Origin of the sequence: Hymenobacter aranciens (assembly GCF_030580865.1) — a bacterium.
In the GTDB taxonomy this organism is placed as follows: Bacteria; Bacteroidota; Bacteroidia; order Cytophagales; family Hymenobacteraceae; genus Hymenobacter; species Hymenobacter aranciens.
On the sequence record NZ_JAUQSY010000013.1, the window covers coordinates 105,055 to 122,765 of the forward strand.

Consider the following 17,711-nt stretch of genomic DNA (forward strand, 5'->3'; position numbering starts at 1 on the left):
CCTTCTGCAATTGTTCGAGGTGGGGGAAGCCTACTTCACCACTTCGAGCCAGCCGGTCCAGCTGTCGTTGGGGGTATACAGGTGGTAGTAGTAAAGGCCGGGGGCTACTCCGTCGCTGGTGCCCCAGCCGCGCGTGTAGCCCTTCTCCTCATACACCTTGCGGCCCCAGCGGTTGTAGATTTCCAGGTTGGCGGCATCGGGCCGGCGGCTGTCACGCTGTGGGAAGAAGTCGTCGTTGAGGCCGTCGTGGTTGGGGGTGATGATGTTCGGAATCTTGGTGGGCACAACGGGCAGGATGAGGAAGCTGGCAGTCGTGTCGGCGGTGCACCCCAGCTCGTAGATGCTGGTGAGGCGCACGGTGTAGGAGCCGGGGGCGGCGTAGATGTGCGTGGGGGCGACGTCGGTGCTGGTCTGGCCGTCGCCGAAGTCCCAGCGCAGGCTTTGCAGCCCCGGCGCCGTGCCTGGAACGGTGGAGAAGGTCACCAGCCCCACCGTGGTGGGGTCGATGATGGCCTGGGGGAACAGTGCCACGGCCTGCTGCACCGCTACGGTGGTAGTGGCCGTGCCGGTGCAGCCGCCGGGCGTGGCCACGGTCACGGTGTAGGTGGTGGTGGCGGTGGGGGTGGCCGTCACGCTGCGGGTGTTGGTGGCGCTGAGGCCGGTGGCCGGGCTCCAGAGGTAGGTGGCGCCGGGGCCGGCATCGGGCACGGTGAGGGTGGTGCTGCTGCCGGCGCAGATGGGGGCAGGGGTGGGCACACTCACGTTGAGCTGGTTGCTCACGTTCACGGTCACAGTATCCTTGCTTTCGCAGCCGTTGGTGCCCAGCTCGGTCAGGGTTACGATGTAGGTGGTGGTGGCGGCGGGCGTGGCCGTCACCTGGAAGCCGGTGGTGCTGCTCAGGCCGGTAGCGGGCGTCCAGTTGATGACGTAGTTGGCCGAAACCGGGGCATTAGCTACCGTGAGCGTGGCGCTGCTGCCGGGGCAAAGGGTGCGGTCGGGGCCGACGCTGATTTTGGCCAGCCCGCGCACGACGATGGTGGCGGTGGTGCTCACGCTGGGCGTGCAGGCGGTAGAGTCGTAGGCGGTGAGGCGCACGGTGTAGGTGCCGGGCGTGGTGTACACGGTGCTCACGTTGTTAGCCTGGGTGCTGGTCTGGCCGTTGCCGAAGTCCCAGGTGGTGCCGTTGGCATTGGCGTTGGGGCGGCTAAAGTTCACCGTGAGCGGAGCGCAGCCGGTGCGCACGTTGGGCGCGCCGTTGGCGGCCGGGGTGAAGTCGGCGTTCAGGCGCAGGATGTCCATCTTGAAGGCCGCGCTGGTGGTCTGGCGGGTGGTGCCGGTCTGGGTGCGGGCGAAGGCGTTGGGGGTGGTGGTGATGGCCGGGGCCAGGTTGCCGTTGCTTTGGAAGCGCACGCAGATGGCCTGGTAGATAATACCTTTCTTATCAAAGCGCGAGGTGCCGCCATCCACGTGCGTGGTGCCGGAGCCGAAGTAGCTGCCGTACACCAGGCGCCGGGCGCCGGGCGAGAGCTGCATCAGGTAGAGGTAGCCGTAAGTATTGTTGACGTTGTCGTTGGGGCTGCCGGAAGTGCTGTTGGGCACCTGCACCCGAATGGCGTCGGGCGTGGTGGGCAGGCCGGCGATGTTGGCCGCCCCCCAGCCCGAGAGCAGAATCTGGCCGCAGTTGTCGACCAGAAACGCCGTGGGCGAGATGTTGGGCACCTGGCTACCGCCCCCGTTGCCGATGACGGTGGAGAAAGCCGTCGCATTGAGCCCGTAACTCAGCTTATGGATGAACTGCCGGCTGTTGGCGTTGCGGTAGATGCCGGCCGTCACGGGGTAGGCGCCCTTGGTCTGGCCCAGCACGTACACCGCGCCCTGGCGGTCGAGCTGCACAAAGAAGGCCTGGTCGTAGGCATTGGTGCCGAGGTAGGTGGCCTGCACTACCTGGCTGCCATCGGGGCTGATGTGGGCCACGAAGCCATCGGCCGCGCCGCCGCGGCTGGTGGCATTGAGGCCGCCGGTGGTGCGGGGGAAGTTGGTGCTGGTGGTGCCGCCGGCCACAAACACGCCGTTGAGGCTGTCGAGCTGGATGCTGTAGCCCGACTCGTTGCCGGTGCCGCCCAGGTAGCTGCTCCACACCAGGGCCGTGAGGCCCGGGTTGAGCTTGGTGACCACGGCATCGGAAGCGCCGCCGCGGGCCGTCTGGAAGCCGCCGGTGCTGGGGTAGTTGGTCGAGCGGCTCACCGAGGTGAAGTACACGTTGCCGGCGCGGTCCAGAATCACGTCGCCGCGCAGGTCGTCGCCGAAGTTCTCGTAGAGGGCCAAGCTCTGGTCCATGCGCCCGTCGATGCCGGTGCCGCCCACGTAGGTGGAGGCCAGCAGCTGGTTGCCGCCCGCGCTCAGGCGCGACACCACCAGGTCGGTAGTGCCGCCCAGGGCGCGGTCGTAGGCGCCGGTGGTGGTGGGGTAGTTGCTGGCATCGGTGCTACCCAGGATAACCAGCTCGCCCGCGTCGTTGGTCACGAGGCTGTGCGGGTACTCGTCGGCCGAGTTGCTGCCGCCGCCGCCCAGGTAGGTGGCGTACACGAGGCTGCTGGCGCCGGTGGTAGCGTTGGGGTTGTATTTGCTGATGACAATGTCGGTGTTGCCGCCGTTGAAGCTGGCGTCGTAGGCGCCCGTGGTGGTGGGGTAGCCGGCCGAGAAGTTAACGCTGGCGGCGTAGAGGTTGCCGGCCGTGTCGGGGCAGGCGGTGTAGCCCCAGTTCAGCGCGGCCGTGGCGCCGGAATAGGTGGAGTACACCAGCACCGGGTCGATGACGAGGGGCAAGGCCTTGTTGTAGCCTTTGGGCAGGCCGAAGCTCACCACGTTGCCTTTGCCCAGCACGTAGTGGCAGGGCACGGCCACGCGGCGGCCGTGCACGAGCTGGTAGGCAAAGGGCTGCTGCTCGGTCACGCGGCCCACGCTGGTTTCAATCTGCAGGGCGCCATCCACCACGCGCAGGCTTTGCTGGCCCTCATACTTCAGCTGAATGCGGCGGGCGTCGGCCCCGGCGGCCAGCTCGAAGTCGTACTCCATCACCGGGCCGCGTGAGTAAAAGCGCAAATCGGTGCCGGGGTAGAGCTGCTGGTAGCGCACGTCGGTGAAGGCCGGCACGTCGGTGGCCCAGCGGCGGCGGTCGTTGCCCAGGAAGTAGTTGAGGTGCTCGCCGGTGGGCTGCTCGCCGCGCACGGCAGGCTTGGCGTTGGCCCCCACAAAGTTCACGGCGTAGGCGTGGGCCGGCACGGCCAGCTTGGCGCCGCGGCCCCGGTGGTGGTGGCGCTCGTCGGCGGCGCGGACGTCGTAGCGGGCCACCAGCAGGCGGTTTTTCTCCAGAAACAGCCGCCCGGCCGGAATGTCCGCCGCAAACAGCACCGGCGCCTCCCACTGCTGCCGGTTGGGCACGAAGCGCAGCGGGTGCGGGTCGGCGGGAAGGGGAGCGGTGGCGGGCGGGCCAGCCAGCGCCGTAGTCAGGGTAAACAAGCTGCTGCCGAGGCACAGCCAACGCGTAAGCATTGCGCGCATAAAGGAGAATGGATGGGGGATAAGAGCACCGGCCCAAACCCGAACTCTAAAAGCCGGGTTCACGCACGAACTACAAAGGTCCGGCGCGCAAATGGATTTCGCGTTGCGCGCCGGTTAAGAAATCCCCCTGCGGCGGCCAATGGCGGCGTTTTGCCGATGGAGTGCGAGGGGCTGGCGCGCGTCGGAGACGCGCGCCAGCCCCTCGCACCCATCCCATTACTCCACCACCAGCCGGCTGCGCCACTGCCGCCCATCGGGGGCCAGGGCCTGCACGATGTACACGCCCGGCGCGCCGGGCACTGCCAGCCGTGGGCCCTGCCACACCTGCCGCCCCAGCGCGTCGCTCACCACCACCTGCGTGCCGGCCGGCAGCGGCGGCAGCTGCAGCGCCGCCCCCCGCGCCACGGGGTTGGGGTACACCGCCAGCGGCGCGGCCGCCTGCCCCGGGCGGGTGGTGGTGGGCAATTGCCCCAGCCGGGCCAGGAAGGGATTGGTGAGGTAGGCCACCGGGTTCTGGGCCGAGGTGGGGTTGCTGCTGACGGTGTGGGCACCGAAGCGGCCGGTGCCGTTGAGGTCGCCGGCCAGCAGCAGCTCGCCGTTGGGCAGCCAGGCCAGGTGGCCGGGCAGCTCGTCGCCGGGGCCGTCGGCCTGCTGGCCCCAGCGCAGGCGGCCCTGCGGCGTGAAGCTCAGCACCAGGCCGTCGCGCGAGCTGCTGCCGCCCGGCAGGAAGCTCACGCCGTCCACCAGGGCATCGCCGATGAGGATGGCGGCCACGTAGCTGTTGCCGGCCGCGTCTACCGTCAGGCCGCTGGTGGCGGGGCCGTAGAGCGTGGCGGTGGAGGCCAGCTCCCGGGCCCAGTTCACGCGGCCGGTGGCTTCGTCGAGGGCCAGCAGCAGGCCGCCCCGGTCGGTCGAGCTCAGGGTAGCGGGGCCGAAGCTGGCCAGGCCCTCGTAGCTGCCCGTCACCAGCAGCTGGCCGGTGCCGTCGAGCACGGCGCGGTTGGCAAGGTCGTTGCCGGCCCCGCCTTCCGAGAACACCCAGGCGGGCGTGCCCTGGGCGTCGTATTTCACTACCACGGCGTCGTTCTCGCCGGGCGTGGCGGGCAGGGGCAGGCTGCCGAAGCCGCCCGCGCCGGGCGTGCTGGTCCAGGTGAGGTAGCAGGCGCCGGCCGGGCTCACCAGGAGGTGCGGGGCGTATTGGTAGTAGTTGCCGACGCCCGAGGGCGTTTCGTGCCCGCCCTGCCGGGCCCAAGCCAGCTGCCCCTGCGCATCAAACCTGGCCAGAAACACATCCGAGGCCACCGCGCCCGGCGGGCCGGCCACCACCAGCGTGGTGCTGCCCAGCACCATGCTGCCGCTGAAGGTGCCCGTGAAGTAGGCATTGCCCGCCGCATCGAGCCCCATGCCCGAGCTGATGACGCCATTGCCGCCGCCCAGCTGCCGCAGCCACTGCGGCTGCCCCTGGGCGTTGATTTTGGCCAGAAACAGGAAGGTGTCGCCCTGCGGGTTGTTGAGCGACAAGCCGCCCAGGCTCATGCGCTGGGTGAAGGAGCCGCCCACGTACACGTTGCCCTGGGCGTCGCTCACCACGTCGTGCGCCACGGTGTAGGCGGCCCCGGCCAGGTGCAGGCCCCACAGCAGCCCGCCGCCGGGGGCGTACTTGGCCAGGTAGCTGTCCTGCAGCCCAGTGGCGGCGAAAGTGGTGCCGGGCCCCAGCGCCAGCGTCTGGTTGAAGATGCCGGTGAGGTAGGCGTTGCCACTGGCATCGGTGAGCAGGCCGGTGGCGGTGGCGCTGCCGGGGCAGTCGAGCACCTGGGCGCGCAGCCAGTCGGGCGCGGTGGTAGATTGGGCCCGGGCGGTGGCACTGCCCAGCAGCAACAGGAAAAACAGATAACGAAGACGCATGGAACAGAGTAAGCTTAAGGGCGGGCAGTAGCGCGAGCTTTGTAGTTCGCGTTCCCGCGCCGTTAAAGTCGTTGAACTGGCGCGTGGCGCGGGGACGCGAACTACAAAGTTCGCGCTACTGCCCTGACGCCGTAGCTCCCCCGCCGGGTTGCCTGCCCCGTACCTTCGCCCTCCCTATGGAACCCATCGAATCATCTACCCTCGCCCTCCTGGCCCTGCGCTGCCCGCGCTGCCACCAGGCCCCGCTGTTCACGCACCCGGCTGCCAGCCTGCATTTCAGCGACATGCTCAAGCAGTGCCCCGTCTGCGGCCAGAGCTACGAGCCCGAGCCGGGCTTCTACTTCGGGGCCATGTACATCAGCTCGGGCTTTGCCGTGGCGGTGGTCGTCATCGTGGGCTTGCTGCTCTATTTCCTAGCCGGCGACCCCGATACCTGGGTGTACATCGCCGTCGTGACGGGCGTGATGCTGCTGGCCACGCCGCTCGTCTTCCGCTACTCGCGGGCGCTGATGCTTTACCTGTTCGGCGGGGCAAGGTATGATGCTGACTGGGCGCGCCGTAAACGCTAAGAAAAAAGAAACGGAATAAAGCGAAAGAGTTAAAAATAAGTCCTACATTTCGGGCTCACTTTTAACTGTTTTCACTGATGCCCATTGAGTATTCCCTGGCTGAGCGCGGCAACCCCGGCAAGCCCACCGACCCCAAAAAGTTTTACGCCGTGGCCCGCTCCACCGGCGACACTACCACGCGCGGCCTCGCCGGCCGCATTAATGAGATGAGCACCGTGAGCACCGTCGACGTGATGGCCGTGCTCGAAGCCCTGTTTCAGACCGTGCCCCGCGAGCTGGCCGAGGGCCGCATCGTGCGCTGCGGCGACTTCGGCTCCTTTGCCGTGAGCCTGCAAAGTGATGGAGCCGCTAGCGAAAAAGAGTTTGTTGTGGGCCTCATCAACAATGTGAAAGTGGTGTTCCGCCCCGGCAAGCTCTTCGCCCAGGCCATGCAACAGGCCGACTTTAAGCGCGTCGGACCGTCGGAAGAGTCGAAAGCCCGCGCCACCCGCAAGCGCGGCTAAGCGGACATAGGCGCGTCCGCAGGCGGACGTACCTATGTCCGGGGGCGGACGCTACTATGTCCGCTTGTTGTCATTGGCAGGCCCGCCCTATTGGGGCGGGCCTGTTTGGTTTAACGGCGCGGCCGGTCCATTTCTGCCGGGCACAGGAACTCAATTCGCACCCCCTGCTGGGCCAAGGCTTCGCGGTGATGATGCCAGTCCGAGTCGGTGGCATTCACTACCGGCGGCCGGGCCGGGTGGGTGAGGGCAGCGGCTACAAACTTGCGGTCTGACAAATCGAATGCCGCCAACTCCGGCCTGGTAGGAAACGCCGCAAAGCCGCCATCTTCGGCCATTTCCAGCGTCACCAGCTCGCAATGGCGTGAGTTGCTGCGGTTGCGCAGAGCCCACAAGTAAAAGGCATCGCCCACTCCCGGCTGCCCACTCGGGCTAAGCTTGTTCTGATATTCCTTTAGAATCAGAAACCCGTCGTCCAGCACCAGAATTTCGGAAAGTTGCAGTTGCCGCAACCGTGCTGCTGCGGCCCGCATACAAGCCGGTTCGGCGCTCGACTTGCCGTTGGCCGCCAGCGGCACGTTGGTATCGATGAGGTAGTACATCGGCTACGGCTGCTGCGCCTGCATCCGGCGCTTCATTTCGGCCTCCATCATGGCCGCCGCCTCGCCCAGCGTGTCGCCAAAAAAGCCTTCCGGCCAGTTCCGGATGTTGCCGTACTCGTCCAGGTCCAGCGCCGTCAGCTCCGAGCGCCCTTCCTTGATGGCCGTGAAATAGAGCTTCACGGCCTCGGTGTCAATGACCTCTTCGGCCATGCGCCGCTGCAGCCGCTGCAACAGGTGCTCGCTGTGGCTTTCGAGTACAATCTGCAGCCGCCGCCGCTTGATGGCGTCGATAAACACGTCGGCCAGCCCCGCCTGCACCGCCGGGTGCAGGTGTATCTCGGGCTGCTCCAGTATCACGGTGCTGCCCTCGGGCACGTAAAACAGCAGCACCAGCACCGGCAGTATCTGCGACACCCCGAAGCCCACATCGGTCAGAAACACGCTCGCCGACTCGGCCGTGCGCTGAATGCGCACCTCGTACTCCTTGCGGTTCGGCGCAATGGGCTGCACTTTGAAGGAGTAAATCAGGCCTAGCTCTTTCAGCCAGTGCGCCACGTGTTCTTCGACGGTGCGCTTGGGCTGGCCGGGGCCCATGTCAATAGTTGAGTGCATTTGGCGTGAAGCCAACATTGCTGCTACTGCTCGTTCACCACGATTACCTACCCCATTAGGCTTGCCACCACCCCATATGTATAACCGACTTGGATACTCCCGAAGAGGCCCTAAATAGAAGAAGGTGGAAAAGAGATTTTCAATCTCGAACAACAACCTATAAACTAAATCAGTCGAACCTAAATCCTGATAGAAGTCCCCGGGAAATCCATAAAATTTGGTGGTACGGGAAAAGATGTGTTGCCTTTTAGCGGTCTTCTTACCGAGGCCTTTCAATATCAATTTGTACTGCGGTACAAAGCTTTTTGGAGTAGGAACCGCTCTTATTCCTACTTCGACCGGTCCAACTTGGTAGGTAAAGCTAATCAACTGCGTATTGTCAGCAGTTTGCTTAATTGTTGATGCAAAAGATATGTAATTTGAAGTTACAATTGGTTTACCGTTAAGCTTATTGTAATCTACCGCTTCAAAAGTACGGATAGGTCGCCAATTAATTAAAAACGATAATTCTTCTGGAATCTTGTGCTTGTGTAGGATATCATGTATCGTCCCTAATTCTACATAAGATGTATTATCACCCAAATCTAAAATCTGCTCCCTATCCGACGACTCCACCGTCTGCTTGAGCATGAGCAGGAATTGCAGCAGGCTGGATTTGCCCGACGAGTTGGTGCCGAAGAAGCCGGTGAGGCTGCCAAAGGCAATATCCCCCGTGTCTTGCCACGACTTGAAGTTCTGAATGCGCAGGGTTTCTAGCATACCGCGAAGGTAACGCGCCTACCGCACCCGGTACCCGCTCAGCGCATAATACAGCAGGTACAGATAGCACAGCGCCGGCACCCCAAACGCCACCCGCAGCCCGCCGCCGTGCGTGGCCAGCCAGCCCATCAGCGGCGGAATCAGCGCCCCGCCCACGATGGCCATAATCAGGTACGACGAGCCCTGCTTCGTGAACGGCCCCAGCCCCGTGATGGCCAGCGGGAAGATAACCGGCCACATGATGGAGTTCATCAGCCCGCAGAGCACGATGAGCCACAGCGCCGTTTCGCCCTGGCTGCCGATGCTGGCGCCCACCAGCGCTACGCCCGCCGCGCACACCGCCACCAGCAGCGCCCGGTTGTGAAAGCGCAGCAGCAGTGGGATGCCCAGCACCCGGCCCACCAGCGAGCCAAACCAGTACGAGGCCACCAGCACTGCCCCCACGGCCTTCGTGAAGCCCGCCGTGGTGTCGATGGGCGCCGGCGTCTGGCCGAAGAGCACGCCCACGTAGTTGGTGGCCACGTTCAGCCCCCGCACCAGGCTCTGGGTGAAGGCCGAGAGCTGGGTAATCCCCTGCGCCTCGCCGTAGCGGATGAGGAACGAGCCCAAACCCACCTCCACACCCACGTACACGAAAATGGCCCCCACGCCCAGCACCAGGTGCGGAAAATCGAGGGCCGAGCGGCGGCTGGCCGCCACCGGGCGGTGCTCCAGCGTCTGCTCCTCCGGGATGCTCTCGATGTCGGGCAGCTTCACGAGGAAGAAGAACACGCCCGCCAGCAGCACCAGGAAGATGGCCAGCCCCAGGTAGGGCGCCTTCACCAGCTGGCTTTCCTCGCTCAGGCGCTGGGCCAGGGGCAGGGCCGCCAGCCGCGCCTTCAGCGCCACCGAGCCGCCGAAGAGCACCAACCCACCCACCAGCGGCGAGAGGCTGCCACCGAAGTTGTTAGCCACGCCCACCACGCTCACCCGCGCCGCCGCACCCCGGGCCGGGCCCAGCACGCTCACGTAGGGGTTGGCCGCCACCTGCAGCAGCGTCACGCCCGCCCCCAGCACCGCCAGCGCCGTCAGAAACAGCCCGAAGGCCCGCGTATCGGCCGCCGGGATGAACAGCAGCGCCCCGCCCGCCATCACCAGCAGCCCCACCACGATGCCACGCTGGTAGCCCAGCTTCTCCAGGATGCGCCCGGCGGGCAATGACATCAGAAAGTACGCCCCGAAGAAGGCCGACTGCACCGCCGACGACTGCAAATCCGTCAGCTGGCACACGTCCTTGAGGTAGGGCATAAGCACGTCGTTGAAATTGGTGACCGCGCCGAAGAGGAAGAACAGCGTCGTCATCAGCAGCATGGGGCCGGCGTAGGAGCGGGCCGGCGCAGCAGCAGGGGAGGCCGCCGAAGCAGCAGAAACAGGAGTAGCCATACGAGGGCGGAAGGTACAAAAAAGCCGGCCATTGCGGGGCCGGCGGGGAATGAGCGCAGAAAAATCAGTCCCGATACCCTACTCCTTTGCGCCTGATTTCATAATCCGAACAGCAGTAAATCTCCTGAACTGCGCCGCGCGGCGGAGCCAAGTCCATATAACCTGCTTTGTCACTCGTTGCACGGTACTCCTGCTTTTGGTTTGCAAAGCAAAGCATGGTACCAAAACTGTCATTCCCGTACACGCTGTAATCACCGTATATGCAGCCGTAGCAGTTTTTAAACCGATACTTGCCCGCGAATTGATTATGAATCTGGTCAAAGGCAGTTTCAATCCAGCCGCCACGTCCTGTATAAACTACGCCAGCAAGCGGTAGGGTGATTACAAAACTCTCATCAGTTGAATTTAAACTGTAGTTCATCAGCAAGTCGGCGCTAAATGCATGACTGGTGACTACATCAATAACAAGCTGAGGAATCACGAACTCGAGCGAGAAGTTGCTTAACTCCTCGTCGATATAAGTTGTATTATCATCGGGATTCGAGACCTGTATTGGCAGTAGTGTAAATCGTTGCAACTGCTCTTGCGAGTAGCTCGGCTTGTCAATTATTGACAAATTATTAAAGCCATAGCCTTCAAATTTTACGCCTTCAATTTCTACAGATAAAAGCTGGAAGTCATTCTTAATAATTACAGCTATTCGCCCGGTAGAATCCGTGTAGTAGGCATTATAGGTTGCGTATTTAATTGTCATAATTTGGTTTGTTGCCGGAACAACTATGTGTAGCTTCAGTATGTCGCAGTTTCCTGTATGTTGTAGATTCGTGTAAATATAGTTTGTGAGTGACAGTAGGTGAAGTTGTACTAATAGTTCCTGCACAGAATTAGCCAAACGCCTTTCTGGTACCGACCTTTGCCCAACTATGCACCTTACCGCCACCACCCAGTTCGGCCTGGAAGAACTGCTCGCCGACGAGCTCTACGGTCCGCGTAGCTAACCCAAAGCTGGCTGGTTAAAGCTCCGTGTACAGGTTGTTATTCGGCTTCAGGTAGAGGTAGTGGTTCTTGAAATCCCACACGGCGTTAAACCGCTTCAAAAAGCCGTTGCCCCAGAAACCGGCCTTGTCCGTGCTGGCGTCGATGCCCTCCGCCGACTGTGACAGTTCGACGGGAATCCGGTAGAAGTGCTTTTTGCCTACGTACATCTCGGGAGCCAGCGCAATGGGCGTGACGTAGCTGGAGCCATCGGAGCCCTGTGAAGTCGCGGTGCCTATCCGCGGTAGCTTGGTCGTCAGGCCGTGCTTGCGCACGAAGGGGGCGGCCACCGTCAGCACATTATCAGCCCCCGTATCCAGCCCAAACCGGCCCGAGTAGCGCCGGCCGTTGGCCACTATGGAACTCTGGATGGTCGGGTAGCCCGCTACGAAATGCAGCTTGCAGCGGGCGTAGCTGCTCAGGTCGTTGTGGTAGCTGCCATCGGCGTAGAATCGCAGTTCTTTTTTGTGGTAATCGACCTCGATAACGTAGCCATGCATCAGGTTGGTGCCGAACACGCCGTCGAAGCTGTCGGTGCCATAGGGAATGATGGTCAGCGACACGTTATCCTTCAAGATACCGCCAAAGCTGACCGAGTTGCCGTCGCTCTGGCTCACGGTGTTGCTGCCGTTCGAGCCCACGTTCAAAGAAGTGCCGGTGCGCTTTAGTTGAATCCGGGCGGTGGCCGTTTCGTTGAGTACCGAGCCATCGGCCCCGGTATCGAACAAAAACTTCAGGCTGTCGGTGGTATTTACCTTGCAGTAGAAGTAAATGACGTTGCTTTCCAGTACGAATGGAATCGTAGCTGCGGGTTTCGTCTGCGCCTGCAGTGTCAGCGGCAACAAGGCCATAAGCAAGAGAGCCAGTTTCTTCATGAGTTGTGATAAATGGTGGGAACGTCCCGGCAATTCGCGAAGCCAGGCTGCGCAGGCCAATGATTACCCAATAGTACGAAATTAATCGTAGTTGTGGGGCGCATATCCGTACCGACCTTTGCCATCCTATGCATCTTACCGCCACCACCCAGTTCGGCCTGGAAGAACTGCTCGCCGACGAGCTCTACGACCTCGGGGCCGACATCACCCACGTGGGCAGCCGCGCCGTCGAGTTCATCGGCGACCAGCAGCTGATGTACCGCACCGTGCTCTGGAGCCGGCTGGCCATGCGCCTGTTGCGTCCCTTCGCCGCCTTCTACGCGCCCGACGAAAAAGCCCTCTACCGCGAAGTCGGCCGCATCGACTGGCAGGACTACCTCGGCCCCGGCCAGACCTTCGCCATCACCGCCGTGGTGCATAAGTCCACCTTCGAGCACAGCCTCTTCGTGGCCCAACTCACCAAGGATGCCATCGTCGACCAGTTCCGCGCCCGCACCGGCGAGCGGCCCAGCGTGGACGTGCGCAACCCCGACGTGCGCCTGCACCTGCGGATGCTCGAAAACGAAGTCATCCTGAGCATGGACGCGGCCGGCGACTCGCTGCACCGCCGCGGCTACCGCCAGGCCACCAACGACGCCCCCCTGAACGAAGTGCTGGCCGCCGGCCTCGTGCTCCTCTCCGGCTGGGACGGCAAAAAGCCCCTCCTCGACCCCCTGTGCGGCTCCGCCACTATCCTCACCGAGGCCGGCATGATGGCCCAGCGCATCGCACCCGGTTTGTTCCACCAAGGTAAGTTCGGCTTCGAAAACTGGTACGACTTCGACGCCGACCTCTGGCAGACCCTGCGCGAAGAGGCCCAAAGCCTGCGCATCGAAGAGCCCCAGGCGTATTTGGCAGGCTCGGACCTCGACCCCAAAGTCATAGAGCAGGCCGCCCTGAACATCGAAGCCGCCGGCCTCGACGAGTGCATCCGCCTCTCGGTGCGCGACGTGAAAGACGCCGTGCCACCTGCCAACCAGCCCCCCGGCGTCATCATCACCAACCCGCCCTACGGCGAGCGGATAGGGGAGGAAGCCCAGATGGCCGGGCTCTACAAGACCATCGGTGACACGCTGAAAACGAATTTCCAGGGCTACGATGCGTTTGTATTTACCGGCAACCTGGAGGCAGCCAAAAGCATCGGGCTGAAGACGGCGCGGCGGATTCCGCTGTTTAATGGGCCGATTGACTGTAGGTTGCTGAAGTATGAGCTGTATCAAGGGTCGAAGCGGAAACCCGGCCCCGCGGACCTCACCCCCTGACCCCCTCTCCAAAAAAGAGGGGGCACCGGTTCGTGAGGACGATTCCAAAGACAAACTTGTCAGGAGCAAAACCGGTGCCCCCTCTTTTTTGGAGAGGGGGTCAGGGGGTGAGGTTGACACCCGGCGGTGATACCTTGCCCACATGAAGACTCCGCCCAAACTCAGCGGCCCGCAGGAGCACATCTACACCACCGACCCCCGTACTTGGGACGAGCGGCTGAAAGCTTACGCCCGCGAAAACCGCAAAGCCCCCACGCCCGCCGAAAACCGACTCTGGCAGCACTTGCGAGGCAATAAGTTGGGCGCAAAGTTTCGTCGCCAGCACGCCATCGGCTTTTTTATCGTTGATTTTATCTGCGTGGCCGCCAAGCTCACCATCGAGCTCGACGGCGAAGTTCACCTCACCCCCGAGCAGGCCGAGTACGACCAGGGTCGTACCTTTATGCTAACGGAATTAGGATACCGCGAACTGCGTTTTACTAACTCCCAGGTCCTGCACCACCTGCCGCAGGTACTAGCCACTATCGAAGAACATTTACAAAGCACTCCCCGCCAGCACGAGTCGTCAGAATCGTCAGGCTCCCCCTCTCCGCAGGAGAGGGGGCCGGGGGGTGAGGTTGACGCCATGCCCGAACTCGCTACCCCCGCCCTCACCGCCGCCCGCCAGGCCCTCAAACGCTACTACGGCTACGACAATTTCCGGCCCATGCAGGCCGATATTATCGAGAACATCCTCGGCGGCAAAGACACGGTGGTGCTCATGCCCACTGGCGGCGGCAAATCCATCTGCTTCCAGATTCCGGCCGTCGTGTCGGCCGGCACCTGCGTCGTCGTGTCGCCTCTCATTGCCCTGATGAAGGACCAGGTGGAAGCCCTGAAAGCCAACGGTATTCCCGCCGCCTACATCAACAGCAGCGTGGGCCAGAATGAAGCCAACGACGTAGCCCGCGCTGCCCTCAGCGGCCACCTCAAGCTACTCTACGTGAGCCCCGAAAAGCTGCTCAGCGACGGCTTCTTGGTGTTTCTGAACCGCATTAACATCAGCCTTTTCGCCATCGACGAGGCACACTGTATTTCAAGCTGGGGCCACGATTTCCGGCCCGAATACACGCAGCTCGGGGCCCTGCGGACGCACTTCCCCAGTACGCCCATCATCGCCCTCACGGCCACGGCCGACCGCCTCACCAAGCGCGACATTATTACGCAGCTCAGCCTGCAGCAGCCCAAGGTCTTTCTGTCGAGCTTCGACCGGCCCAATATCAACCTCATCGTGCGCCCTGGCCAGAACCGCGTCGATGGCGTTATCGATTTTATGGCCCGCCACCCCAACGAAGCGGGTATCATCTACTGCCTCTCGCGCAAGCAGTGCGAAACGCTGGCGGGCAAGCTCCAGCAAAAGGGTTTGAAAGCCAGCTATTATCACGCTGGTATGACGCCCAACCAGCGCGCCAGCGTGCAGGAGAAATTTTTGCAGGATGATTTGCAGGTGATTGTGGCCACCATTGCCTTCGGCATGGGCATCGACAAGAGCAACGTGCGCTGGGTAATCCACTACAACCTGCCCAAGAACATCGAAGGCTACTACCAGGAAATCGGTCGCGCCGGGCGCGACGGTACGCCCGCTACCGCCCTGCTGTTCTACAGCTTCGCCGACGTGATGCAGATGCGCGAGATGGTCACCAAAGACGTGCCCGCCCGTCAGGCCCAGCTCAACACCGCCAAGCTCGAGCGCATGCAACAGTTTGCCGAGGCCGCCAGCTGCCGCCGCCGTATCCTGCTGCACTACTTCTCCGAAGACCTGGGCCGTGACTGCGGCAACTGCGACATCTGCCGCAACCCGCCCACCACTTTCGACGGCACGCTCATCGCCCAGAAAGCCCTCTCGGCCGCCTTCCGCAGCCGCGAGAAACCAGCTATCAATCTGCTGATTGATATCCTACGCGGCATGCGCAACCAAGCCGTGCTCAGCGGCGGCTACGACCAGATTAAAACCTACGGCGCTGGCTCCGACCTGCCTTACCTGGACTGGTACAGCTACCTGCACCAGATGCTCAACGACGGCCTCTTCTACATTGCTTACGAAGAAGGCTACGCCCTGAAAATCACCGAGCGCGGCCAGCAGGTGCTGAAAGGCCAACTGCCGGTGTCGCTCAAGAAATTCCAGCCCACCGAGAAGGCTGAAAAAGGCTCCCGCGCCAAAAAAGCCGCTGCCGCCGAAGCCGCCAGCACCGTGGCCGGCACCCCCGAAGCTCGCCTTTTCGAGCACCTGCGCAAGCTTCGCAAGCAGATTGCCGATGAGCAGGGCGTGCCGCCCTACGTCGTTTTCACCGATGCCACGCTGCAGGCTATGGCCCTCGAGCAGCCCACCAGCCGCATGGCCATGCTGGCCGTATCGGGCGTGGGCATGAAGAAATTTGAAACCTACGGCGAAGCCTTTATCAAGCTCATCCTGGAGCACGCCCCGCCCCGCGCCGTCCCGGCCGAGGCCGACCTGCCCCCGCCGTTTTCCGACGACTTCAGCCCCGCTCCCCGCTCCGCCGCCGCTAAGGCGGCCGACCGGCCCAGCAACGAGTCCGAAAACACCACCTTCCAGCTGCACCGTCAGGGCCTTACGCCCGAGCAGATTGCCGAGCAGCGCGGCATGGCCGTCAGCACTATCCGCCAGCACCTGGAGCGCCTCTACGCCCAGGGCTACGACCTGCGCCTGCACGATTTTCTGTCTGACACGCAGCTGGCCGAAATTCTGACGGCCCATGCGCAGCTGGGTTCCAGCCCCTTGCTGCGCGATTTGTTCGACCACCTGCGCGAGAAATACGACTATTTCCAGCTGCGGCTGGCGCTGCAGTACCACAAGCGCCGGCAGGGCTAAGCCCCGCGCCCGCCACACGAAACCAGCAGCTTTCCGCGTTACATTCGCAGCGCCCCGGCCGGACTTTTCGCCGGGGCGCTGCTGCTTTTTATGCCTTCCCAAGCTCGCCCGCTGCTGGCCCGCCTGCCGCTCCTGATTTTCGCCCTCGTCGTGGCCGCCTTCGCGGCGCTCATGGCCACGAAAACCTACCCCTACCTGAGCTTCGAGAAAGGCATTTACTTCCTCACTACCAAGAGCGAGGAAACCAACGACAGCCCGATTTTCCGGCTGGGTTTTTACGTCCACATCACCACCAGCCTGGTGGTGCTGGTGGTGGGTTTGCTGCAGTTTCTGCCTTTCATCGCGGCCCGGGGGGCGTTGCTGCATCGCCGTCTGGGCAAGATGTACATTATTGGTATTCTGGGTTTAGCCGCGCCATCGGGCCTCATTCTGGCTTACTTTGCCAATGGCGGGCTGGTAGCGCAGGTCGGCTTCACCCTGCAATGCCTGGTGTGGTGGCTGACTACCTGGCGCGCCTACCGCGCCGCCCGGCAGCGGCAGTGGCCCCTGCATGTCGACTGGATGCTGCGCTCCTACGCCGTGACGCTGGCCGCGCTGGCATTGCGCGGCGAGAGCTATTTGATGTATTACCTCTTCGAAACCAAGCCGATTGAGACCTACCTGACCGTAACGTGGCTGTCGTGGGTCGGCAATCTGATTGTAATGGAGGTGCTGCTGGAGTTGGGGCTGGGGCGGTATTTCCTGCGGCAGCTAATCCAGAAATTAACTCCTAAATTGGCGGTATGAAGACCTTATTGGGAATCCTCATTTTGGCAGGCCTGGCGGCCAGCTGTCAGCATCACTCACCACCGACCAAGACGGTAGCCGATGCTCCGCTGGTGAAAACCGCTCGGCCGGAGGCGGCCAGACAGACTGCGGACAGACCAGAGCCGTCCGGGCAGGCCGAGGAAGTTAAATCCCTGCAAAATCCTGATTTTTCGTCGCTGCTCCAGACGGTCCATTCAGATGAGGCAGACTATGATAACCATGCTCAGAATGGTTTTTTTGGGCCCACGCACTACCGCATCGAAATGGCCATGACGCGGGTGTGGCGCGACACTGCCAATCCGGCCCTTTATCATCTGCAGGGCCTGAGTCGCTATAAGAAAATTATTACCCCATTTGTGGGAGAATTCACCGTTGGCCAGACTGTTGAACAACCATTATACACGGCCAAGGAAATAGCCGCCCAGCGCGAACAAGGCATTGAGCTCAGGAACGAGTCGGCGCTGTACACGACGATAGGCTCCTTCGAACTACGTGAAGATTCGACTCATCGTGGCGCAGGCGTGTTCCGGGGTAAGCTGGCCATTGACTGGAAACGAGGTGACTATGGTCGGCTAGAAACGGACTGGCGTAAAGTTAACAGCGGCTCCCATGGTGGCGGCGTGTGGTACGATGGAACTTGGACTAATAACAAGACCCAGCAAACCTACCCGGTGCAATGGGTTGAGAACTTTTCCTACGTGGCCGAGCAGGTATTGCCCGAATTCAACATCGGCGAGCGGGAAATGGTCATCAATCCCAAATACGTCAAGCTGGGCTGGCCCGAGTTCTGGGAAAACGAGGAGTGGTGGGCCGACTCGCCCAAGGCTTCTTTAAATCTGTAATACCAAAATTCTAACGCAGCCGTTAGAGTACGAAATAGGTTGCTCCTCGCTT

General features: G+C 62.5%; 13 protein-coding genes and 1 pseudogene. 6 read left to right on the top strand and 8 right to left on the bottom strand.

Annotation, left to right across the window (positions count from 1 at the left end):
* Window positions 1–30 precede the first annotated feature (30 nt).
* Both Q5H93_RS18435 and Q5H93_RS18440 read right to left on the bottom strand, forming a co-directional pair.
* On the bottom strand, window positions 31–3,561 hold the full coding sequence (locus Q5H93_RS18435; protein WP_305008115.1) for a DUF7948 domain-containing protein: 3,531 nt from the start codon (window positions 3,559–3,561) through the stop codon (window positions 31–33).
* Window positions 3,562–3,777: 216 nt separating this feature from the next.
* Window positions 3,778–5,466: a hypothetical protein gene (locus Q5H93_RS18440; RefSeq protein ID WP_305008116.1), complete on the bottom strand. Its 1,689-nt coding sequence runs from the start codon at window positions 5,464–5,466 to the stop codon at window positions 3,778–3,780.
* A 176-nt stretch (window positions 5,467–5,642) separates the two neighbouring features.
* On the opposite strand from Q5H93_RS18440, the gene Q5H93_RS18445 reads away from it, so the two are divergent.
* Both Q5H93_RS18445 and Q5H93_RS18450 read left to right on the top strand, forming a co-directional pair.
* Window positions 5,643–6,035: a DUF983 domain-containing protein gene (locus Q5H93_RS18445; RefSeq protein ID WP_305008117.1), complete on the top strand. Its 393-nt coding sequence runs from the start codon at window positions 5,643–5,645 to the stop codon at window positions 6,033–6,035.
* 77 nt (window positions 6,036–6,112) lie between these two features.
* The gene (locus Q5H93_RS18450; protein ID WP_305008118.1) at window positions 6,113–6,538 is read left to right on the top strand and encodes an HU family DNA-binding protein; all 426 of its coding nucleotides are present in this window, start codon (window positions 6,113–6,115) and stop codon (window positions 6,536–6,538) included.
* Between the two features lie 110 nt (window positions 6,539–6,648).
* On the opposite strand, the gene Q5H93_RS18455 is transcribed toward Q5H93_RS18450, so the two are convergent.
* The 6 genes and pseudogenes from Q5H93_RS18455 to Q5H93_RS18475 all read right to left on the bottom strand — a co-directional run bounded on the left by Q5H93_RS18455 (window position 6,649) and on the right by Q5H93_RS18475 (window position 11,840).
* Window positions 6,649–7,137, bottom strand: coding sequence for a hypothetical protein (locus Q5H93_RS18455; protein ID WP_305008119.1), 489 nt, complete (start codon window positions 7,135–7,137; stop codon window positions 6,649–6,651).
* Window positions 7,138–7,140: 3 nt separating this feature from the next.
* Window positions 7,141–7,749, bottom strand: coding sequence for an AAA family ATPase (locus tag Q5H93_RS18460; protein WP_305008120.1), 609 nt, complete (start codon window positions 7,747–7,749; stop codon window positions 7,141–7,143).
* Window positions 7,750–8,367: 618 nt separating this feature from the next.
* Window positions 8,368–8,508 (bottom strand): annotated as a pseudogene (locus tag Q5H93_RS24250) (AAA family ATPase); the annotation flags it as partial.
* 18 nt (window positions 8,509–8,526) lie between these two features.
* Window positions 8,527–9,930, bottom strand: coding sequence for a sugar MFS transporter (locus Q5H93_RS18465; protein ID WP_305008121.1), 1,404 nt, complete (start codon window positions 9,928–9,930; stop codon window positions 8,527–8,529).
* Between the two features lie 64 nt (window positions 9,931–9,994).
* Window positions 9,995–10,684: a DUF6304 family protein gene (locus tag Q5H93_RS18470; RefSeq protein WP_305008122.1), complete on the bottom strand. Its 690-nt coding sequence runs from the start codon at window positions 10,682–10,684 to the stop codon at window positions 9,995–9,997.
* A 259-nt stretch (window positions 10,685–10,943) separates the two neighbouring features.
* Window positions 10,944–11,840: an aspartyl protease family protein gene (locus Q5H93_RS18475; RefSeq protein WP_305008123.1), complete on the bottom strand. Its 897-nt coding sequence runs from the start codon at window positions 11,838–11,840 to the stop codon at window positions 10,944–10,946.
* 128 nt (window positions 11,841–11,968) lie between these two features.
* On the opposite strand from Q5H93_RS18475, the gene Q5H93_RS18480 reads away from it, so the two are divergent.
* The 4 genes from Q5H93_RS18480 to Q5H93_RS18495 all read left to right on the top strand — a co-directional run bounded on the left by Q5H93_RS18480 (window position 11,969) and on the right by Q5H93_RS18495 (window position 17,659).
* Window positions 11,969–13,141, top strand: a complete 1,173-nt coding sequence (locus Q5H93_RS18480) for a THUMP domain-containing class I SAM-dependent RNA methyltransferase (protein WP_305008124.1) — start codon at window positions 11,969–11,971, stop codon at window positions 13,139–13,141.
* A gap of 142 nt (window positions 13,142–13,283) precedes the next feature.
* A complete protein-coding gene (gene recQ, locus Q5H93_RS18485) occupies window positions 13,284–16,010 on the top strand; it encodes a DNA helicase RecQ (protein WP_305008125.1) in 2,727 nt (908 codons plus the stop codon).
* 90 nt (window positions 16,011–16,100) lie between these two features.
* Complete coding sequence (locus Q5H93_RS18490) at window positions 16,101–16,796, top strand: DUF2306 domain-containing protein (protein WP_305008126.1); 696 nt, start codon at window positions 16,101–16,103, stop codon at window positions 16,794–16,796.
* Window positions 16,793–17,659 (top strand): hypothetical protein, encoded by an 867-nt coding sequence (locus tag Q5H93_RS18495; RefSeq protein WP_305008127.1) that lies wholly within the window; start codon window positions 16,793–16,795, stop codon window positions 17,657–17,659. The genes Q5H93_RS18490 and Q5H93_RS18495 overlap by 4 nt, the downstream gene beginning before the upstream one ends.
* Window positions 17,660–17,711 lie beyond the last annotated feature (52 nt).

Excerpts from the sequence above, each read along its gene's own strand:
- Q5H93_RS18435 (WP_305008115.1), bottom strand. The coding sequence starts at position 3,561 with ATGCGCGCAATGCTTACGCGTTGGCTGTGCCTCGGCAGCAGCTTGTTT.
- Q5H93_RS18440 (WP_305008116.1), bottom strand. The coding sequence starts at position 5,466 with ATGCGTCTTCGTTATCTGTTTTTCCTGTTGCTGCTGGGCAGTGCCACC.
- Q5H93_RS18445 (WP_305008117.1), top strand. The coding sequence starts at position 5,643 with ATGGAACCCATCGAATCATCTACCCTCGCCCTCCTGGCCCTGCGCTGC.
- Q5H93_RS18450 (WP_305008118.1), top strand. The coding sequence starts at position 6,113 with ATGCCCATTGAGTATTCCCTGGCTGAGCGCGGCAACCCCGGCAAGCCC.
- Q5H93_RS18455 (WP_305008119.1), bottom strand. The coding sequence starts at position 7,137 with ATGTACTACCTCATCGATACCAACGTGCCGCTGGCGGCCAACGGCAAG.
- Q5H93_RS18460 (WP_305008120.1), bottom strand. The coding sequence starts at position 7,749 with ATGCACTCAACTATTGACATGGGCCCCGGCCAGCCCAAGCGCACCGTC.
- Q5H93_RS18465 (WP_305008121.1), bottom strand. The coding sequence starts at position 9,930 with ATGGCTACTCCTGTTTCTGCTGCTTCGGCGGCCTCCCCTGCTGCTGCG.
- Q5H93_RS18470 (WP_305008122.1), bottom strand. The coding sequence starts at position 10,684 with ATGACAATTAAATACGCAACCTATAATGCCTACTACACGGATTCTACC.
- Q5H93_RS18475 (WP_305008123.1), bottom strand. The coding sequence starts at position 11,840 with ATGAAGAAACTGGCTCTCTTGCTTATGGCCTTGTTGCCGCTGACACTG.
- Q5H93_RS18480 (WP_305008124.1), top strand. The coding sequence starts at position 11,969 with ATGCATCTTACCGCCACCACCCAGTTCGGCCTGGAAGAACTGCTCGCC.
- recQ (WP_305008125.1), top strand. The coding sequence starts at position 13,284 with ATGAAGACTCCGCCCAAACTCAGCGGCCCGCAGGAGCACATCTACACC.
- Q5H93_RS18490 (WP_305008126.1), top strand. The coding sequence starts at position 16,101 with ATGCCTTCCCAAGCTCGCCCGCTGCTGGCCCGCCTGCCGCTCCTGATT.
- Q5H93_RS18495 (WP_305008127.1), top strand. The coding sequence starts at position 16,793 with ATGAAGACCTTATTGGGAATCCTCATTTTGGCAGGCCTGGCGGCCAGC.